Raw genomic sequence first — 6,288 nt, forward strand, 5'->3', positions numbered from 1 at the left:
GCCGTTTCACTTAGCCGATAACTCGGGTTGCGGTGGCGTCAAGCTTGGGCGGCGTTTCGAAAGTATGAAAAGGTGCCGGCGACGGAACCTGCCACTCGAGCCCTTCTGCACCCTTGCCGCCCTCATCAACCCATGGGTTTTGCTTGGCCGGTTCACCTTTGCCGCGCATCGTGGGAAGCACGATGAAAAAGAAGAAATAGACCTGTGCAAAACCGAAGAAGAAAGCGCCCACGCTGGCTACAGCGTTGAAATCAGCGAACTGCATCGGATAGTCGGCGTAGCGGCGCGGCATGCCAGCCAAACCCAGGAAGTGCATAGGGAAAAAGGTGACATTGAAGGAAATTAGCGACCACCAGAAGTGAATCTTGCCGCGCGTTTCGTTGTACATCACTCCGGTCCATTTGGGCGACCAGTAGTAGTAACCTGCGAACATGGCATAAAGCGACCCTGCAACCAGCACATAGTGGAAGTGAGCCACTACGTAATAGGTGTCCTGCAACTGGATATCAATCGGCGCCACAGCAAGAATCACCCCCGACAGACCACCTACGGTAAACACGAAAATGAAGCCCACCGCAAACAGCATGGGCGTCTCAAACGTCATGGAGCCCTTCCACATGGTGGCGATCCAGTTGAATACTTTCACACCCGTCGGAACTGCAATCAGCATGGTCGAGTACATGAAAAACAGTTGACCCGTCACCGGCATGCCAGTGGTGAACATGTGGTGCGCCCACACCACGAAGCTGAGAATCGCAATAGAGCCGGTGGCATACACCATGGAGGCATAACCAAACAGGCGTTTGCGCGAGAACGCGGGAATGATGTGGCTGATGATGCCGAAGGCCGGCAAGATCATGATGTAGACCTCGGGGTGGCCGAAAAACCAGAAAATATGCTGGAACATAACTGGATCACCGCCGCCACCGGGGTTGAAAAAGCTGGTGCCGAAATGACGGTCAGTCAGCGTCATGGTTATAGCGCCCGCCAAAACAGGCATAACGGCGATCAGCAGGTAAGCCGTAATCAGCCAGGTCCAGCAAAACATCGGCATTTTCATCAAGGTCATGCCGGGCGCGCGCATGTTCAGTATGGTCACGATGATGTTGATCGAACCCATGATGGACGAGGCACCCAGAAGGTGAATCGCAAAAATACCGGCGTCCATCGAAGGACCCATTTGCAGCGACAAGGGTGCATACATCGTCCAGCCGCCAGCCATCGCTCCCCCGGGAAGCAGGAAGGAACCAGTAAGCATCAGGGCAGCAGGAATCATCAGCCAGAAGCTGAAGTTGTTCATGCGCGCAAAGGCCATGTCGGAGGCACCAATCTGCAGCGGAATCATCCAGTTGGCAAAGCCCACGAAGGCCGGCATGATGGCACCGAACACCATGATCAGGCCGTGCATGGTGGTGAGTTGATTAAACAGCTCTGGATTAACTAATTGCAGGCCGGGCTGGAACAGCTCGGCGCGAATCAAAAGCGCCATCACGCCGCCGACCATCAACATAGTGAAACTGAAAAGCAGGTATAGCGTGCCAATGTCTTTGTGGTTGGTGGCGAATACCCAGCGACGCCAGCCCGTCGGGGCATGGTGATCGTGGTCATCGTGCGCGTGATCGTGATGGTCTAGAACTGCACTCATCTTGGCTTCCTTTGGTGGCTTTTGCCTGTAGCTTTTCTTGGGGGGCGGACGAAGGATCGAGCCGTCGGTCTGGAATTGCGGAATTAAATGGGCTTGCCTCGGCCAAGCTGCACTTCGGCAGGCTGGACGATTTGGCCGGTCTGATTGGACCAGTTATTTTTGCTGTAGGTAATAGCAGCCGCAATATCGGTGTCGCTCAAGGCCTTCCATGAAGGCATTGCACCGCCAAGTGCGCCATTAAGCAAAATGTTAATTTGCTTGCCATGGTCGGCATCGAGCACGATTGCCGAGCCATCCAGCGGCTTGACAGGGCCGGCACCCTTGCCGTTGACTTGGTGGCAGGCAGCACAGTTGGCGGCATACACCTTTTCACCGCGCGACTTGAGGTCCACCAGCGTCCAGACCTTGGATGGATCATCCGCCTTGGCAGCAGCCTCATTGGCTTTGACCGCTACCCAGGCGCTGTACTCCTGCGCTGAAACCACCTTCACGTGGATCGGCATGTAAGAGTGTTCCTTGCCACAAATCTTGGCGCACTGGCCGTAGTAGTCGCCGATTTTTTCGGCCCGAAACCACGTATCGCGCACGAAACCGGGAATCGCGTCCTGATGAATGCCGAAGGCAGGCACTGCAAACGCATGGATCACATCATTGGCAGTGGTGATTACCCGAATTTTCTTGTTAACCGGCACGACCAGCGGGTTATCGACCTTCAGCAGGTAGTTGTCAGGCGCTTCGCCAGCTTTTGGGCCACCGTTGTTGGACATCACGCGCTGAGCGTTGTCCAGCGTCGACACGAAGCCGATACCCTCGCCCTCACCCTTGATATAGTCGTAGCCCCATTTCCATTGAATGCCGGTAGCCTTGATCGTGAGGTCGGCACTGGTGGTGTCCTTTTGGGCGATCACCACTTTGGTTGCCGGCAGAGCCATGGCAATAACGATGATGAAGGGAACTATAGTCCAGGCAATTTCAACCGCAGTGGACTCGTGAAAATTGGCGGCCTTGTGACCCACTGATTTACGGTGCTTCAGGATCGAATAAAACATCACCCCAAAAACTGCCAGAAAAATCAGCACACAAATTGCCATCATGAACCAGTGCAGCCATTGCAGTTCCTCGGCAATTTTGGTGACGGCAGGATGCAGGTTAAGCTGATTAACCGCCGGACCACCGGGCAAGTCATTCACAGCGTAAGCGGCGGTACTGACGGAGGCGGCGGCGGATACCAGAATTGCACCCGCGTGCTTTACGGTAAGCGCTGTCATTTTTCTCATGGTGTTGCTTAAGTTCATCGTGATTACTTTTCTACTTCATTTACCGACCGAATTAGCCTGTCATTATAAAGTTTGCCGCAGGTCAAAACGCCGCCATCAAAAATGAGGCAAGATTTTCTGGCTATGTTCAGCAAACGCGTAGTGCAAAACGAATCTCACGCGCTAGCGCCGGTCGCAATTCCGGCCGCACATGCCGCCCGACCTGTACCGACCGCCCCTGCCCCGATACTTGAATCAGCGAACCATCCCCGTCCATGGGTTCAACCCGGACCCACTCCCGGTTAAATTCTGCCCGCTGCGTGCGCCCTGCCGTCTCCAGCTCAATGACAAGCCGCCCATCTTGAAGGACAATTTTTTCGGCGTCTGCGGCGTGGCGGGAGTAAAGAAGGAATGCGGCTCCCACAGCCAGCAGTTCTATCCACGCAAAAACCATTACCAAGGTAGCGCCTTGTGCCCAGAAAAAAGTGGCCACCCCGAACGACATCAGGCACAGAGACACGTAAAACCATGCCAGCTGAGCTGGCCTGAGTGAACAATGCCGCTTGAGATGCCACAGCACGGTGTGCTTACGGTCATCGCCGCGCGTGGACAACGTGGCAAAACGGAAGGCTGGTGTTGGCTGCAGCATGGGCTAGCCTTAGAAAACTGCAGTCAATGCCTGGCGAGGCCTGCATTCGGCTCGGGAACATACCCGGAAAACTTCTGCAGATTGTAGCCAGTTTGCTCTCAAAACCAGCTCATAAAAACCCTTGGCGCGAGTCAGTTTTAGCCCGGTTTCAGCGGAGGGCGCGCAAACCGACTCAACCCTGCGGGCGCTGTCCCTGCAGCATGCTGCGCATGTCAGCCACTGACACCGAGCTGAGCGGACTGACCCTCAACTTGGGCGCCGCCTTGAGCGCATGACCGTAAATCACTTCAAACGTGAGGGTCAGACGGCCGTCATTACCCGTCAGACGCTCGATGATCGCCTGCTCCAGCCGTGCTTTCCAGACTCGCCCGCGCAGCGCCGGAAAACGTGCCGGGTGAAAATTTCGACCTAATTCAGCGAGTTCCTGCAGCAGTCGCGCGGGTGTCTCGTAGGTCAGGCTGATGCGCTCCATGTCCATCACCGGCTCGGCAAAACCGGTTTGCACCAGCATGTCGCCCCAGTCGTGCATGTCGGTCAGCTCGTGGCCCGCGGGCGGCCAGCCCAGCTGCGCGTAGAGCTCACGCAGTTCCCGGGCGGTATCGGGACCGAGGCAAGAAAACATCAGGAAGCCATCCACCTTCAAGGCGCGATGCCATTGCGCCAGCAAGGCCTGCGGATCAGACGATTCGTGCAGCGCCATGTTCGCCCACAGCATGTCAACGCTGCCTTGGGGCGGCATTTCAAAGTGCGTTACGCCGCCGCGCCACTGCTTCGGGTTCCACCAGGGTTTTGCTATTATTTTAATAGCTTCCTGCAACCGTTCTTGCTGGACCTCCGCAATAAAACATGCTGAATCAGGATAATTTTTCGCCAGTTGTGCGTGCGCTGCCAGTCCTCCGCGCACGGCACCCCAATGCGCCCAGGCGCGGGGCTGCAGCTTGATCCACTGCAGCCGGTCCTGCATCCGGCTGGCAACTTCTTCATGGAGCCACGGTGAAACCAGCGGCGCCGTTTTTTGCCAACGGCTGACGGCTTGCGGGTCGAGCGTTGGCGGACGCGAAGTGTTGGTCATGAAATACTGGATGTCAGCGAAGGTAGGCGAGTATATTGAGATTGTGTCTACTCGTTTGCTTCCCTCCGGTTTTAACCCCACGCCGTTCTGGCCGCAGTTGCCTGGCTTTGCCAGTCAGTGTGCGGTCTGCCACAGCTGGCCTGCGCGTCAGGTCTGCCAGGCCTGCGTGAGTCGCTTTGCGGCCGCGCAGCTTCGTTGCGGCGCATGCGCACTGGCTTTGCCCGCTGATCTGTCAATGGACCGCCAAACAACCCAGACCCTTTGCGGTGCCTGCGTGCGGCAGCGCCCGCCGCTGGATGCGGCGCTGGCGGCAGTGCCTTATGCCTATCCGTGGTCCACCCTGATCGCGCGCTACAAATTTGGTGGGCAACATGCCTGGGCCCGTTTTTTCGCCGAACGCTTGCTCAACACTCCCGGCGTCTTGCTGGCCTTTAACGAATTGGGGGCGAGCGACTGGGTGATACCCATGCCGCTTTCGGCAGAGCGCTTGCAAACGCGCGGCTTCAACCAGGCTTGGGAACTGGCCGCCGCGCTGGCCAGCCAAACGCAAACCCAGGCGCAGGCCGATGCAAGACTGCTGCTGCGACTCAAGCACACCCCACCACAAAGCCAGCTCAAGCGCGAGGCTCGGCTGGCCAATGTCAGGGGCGCTTTTCAGGTTGATCCGTTGCGCGCGGTCGGGTTGCAAGGGCGGCGCGTCGTGCTAGTGGACGACGTGATGACCAGCGGTGCCTCGATGTATGCCGCGGCGCAGGCCTTGCGAGATGCCGGCGCTGCCTACATTACCGCCGTGGTGCTGGCCAGAACTCAATGAGCTTTACGCTCTTCACCCCACACCCCTCGCCTCCGTGCTTTTCGCGCAACGGATTACTTTCACTGATTTGCTTTCACCGGGTTACCCAGGGACGACAATTCAGCGATGTTCAATATCGTCCTTGTCGAACCTGAAATTCCGCCCAACACTGGCAATGTGATCCGACTGGCGGCCAACACCGGCTGCCGTCTGCACCTGGTAGAGCCACTGGGTTTTTCGATGGATGACAAGCATATGCGGCGTGCCGGGCTCGACTACCATGAGTACGCCCAGGTGCTGCGGCACGCCAGCTGGCAAGCGCTGATGGATAGCCAGCGACCGCCGCCCGACCGGCTTTTTGCCATGACAACGCAAGGCGCCAGCAGTATGTATGACAGGCGGTTCTTGCCCGCTGACTGGCTGGTGTTTGGCTCGGAAACCAAGGGTCTGGCGGCGATAGTGCGCGACTCTTTTCCCGTGACCCAACGCGTCAAAGTGCCGATGCGGCCCGGTCAGCGCAGTCTTAACCTGTCGAACACCGTTGCGGTGACAGTATTCGAGGCCTGGCGGCAAAACGGTTTTGCCGGAGCGGCGCTGGCGGGCTAAGCCGCTGCAGAAGCCGGTCTCAGGGGTAGCGGCGCACCAACGACTCGGCCACACAGACCGGCTTGGCCGCGCCTTCACGCTCCACCGTAATTTGCCAGGTCATCTGCCAGCCGGCCTGCTCAATCGCCACAGCGGCCAGCAGCTTCATGCGCGCGCGCAAACGGCTGCCTACCGGGACGGGCGCCATAAAACGCACCTTGTTCAGGCCGTAATTGACGCCCATGCGCGAGCCAATAATCTCGAACGAGGATTCGAAAAACCGGGGTA

The 6,288-nt window shown here is 57.7% G+C and carries 6 protein-coding genes and 1 pseudogene; 2 read left to right on the plus strand and 5 right to left on the minus strand.

The genetic code is table 11. The annotated features are described in order from the left end of the window. Nucleotides 1-10 precede the first annotated feature (10 nt). From ctaD to HHJ19_RS15035, 4 genes are all read right to left on the minus strand, one after another. Nucleotides 11-1,645, minus strand: a complete 1,635-nt coding sequence (ctaD, locus tag HHJ19_RS15020) for a cytochrome c oxidase subunit I (protein WP_296908677.1) — start codon at nt 1,643-1,645, stop codon at nt 11-13. 83 nt (nt 1,646-1,728) lie between these two features. Further along, the gene (gene coxB / locus HHJ19_RS15025; RefSeq protein ID WP_296908683.1) at nt 1,729-2,913 is read right to left on the minus strand and encodes a cytochrome c oxidase subunit II; all 1,185 of its coding nucleotides are present in this window, start codon (nt 2,911-2,913) and stop codon (nt 1,729-1,731) included. A gap of 136 nt (nt 2,914-3,049) precedes the next feature. Continuing rightward, the gene (locus HHJ19_RS15030) at nt 3,050-3,550 is read right to left on the minus strand and encodes a DUF2244 domain-containing protein (protein WP_296908678.1); all 501 of its coding nucleotides are present in this window, start codon (nt 3,548-3,550) and stop codon (nt 3,050-3,052) included. A 172-nt stretch (nt 3,551-3,722) separates the two neighbouring features. After that, nucleotides 3,723-4,622, minus strand: a complete 900-nt coding sequence (locus tag HHJ19_RS15035) for a methyltransferase domain-containing protein (protein WP_296908679.1) — start codon at nt 4,620-4,622, stop codon at nt 3,723-3,725. 235 nt (nt 4,623-4,857) lie between these two features. On the opposite strand from HHJ19_RS15035, the gene HHJ19_RS15040 reads away from it, so the two are divergent. Both HHJ19_RS15040 and trmL read left to right on the plus strand, forming a co-directional pair. Next, on the plus strand, nt 4,858-5,436 hold the full coding sequence (locus HHJ19_RS15040) for a ComF family protein (RefSeq protein ID WP_296908680.1): 579 nt from the start codon (nt 4,858-4,860) through the stop codon (nt 5,434-5,436). A 105-nt stretch (nt 5,437-5,541) separates the two neighbouring features. Then, nucleotides 5,542-6,021, plus strand: coding sequence for a tRNA (uridine(34)/cytosine(34)/5-carboxymethylaminomethyluridine(34)-2'-O)-methyltransferase TrmL (gene trmL, locus HHJ19_RS15045; RefSeq protein ID WP_296908681.1), 480 nt, complete (start codon nt 5,542-5,544; stop codon nt 6,019-6,021). A gap of 19 nt (nt 6,022-6,040) precedes the next feature. Here the strand turns inward: trmL and HHJ19_RS15050 are convergent. Then, nucleotides 6,041-6,288, minus strand: a pseudogene (locus HHJ19_RS15050) (MaoC/PaaZ C-terminal domain-containing protein); the annotation flags it as partial.

The sequence above is a fragment of the Polaromonas sp. genome (assembly GCF_012927415.1).
In the GTDB taxonomy this organism is placed as follows: Bacteria; Pseudomonadota; Gammaproteobacteria; order Burkholderiales; family Burkholderiaceae_C; genus Polaromonas.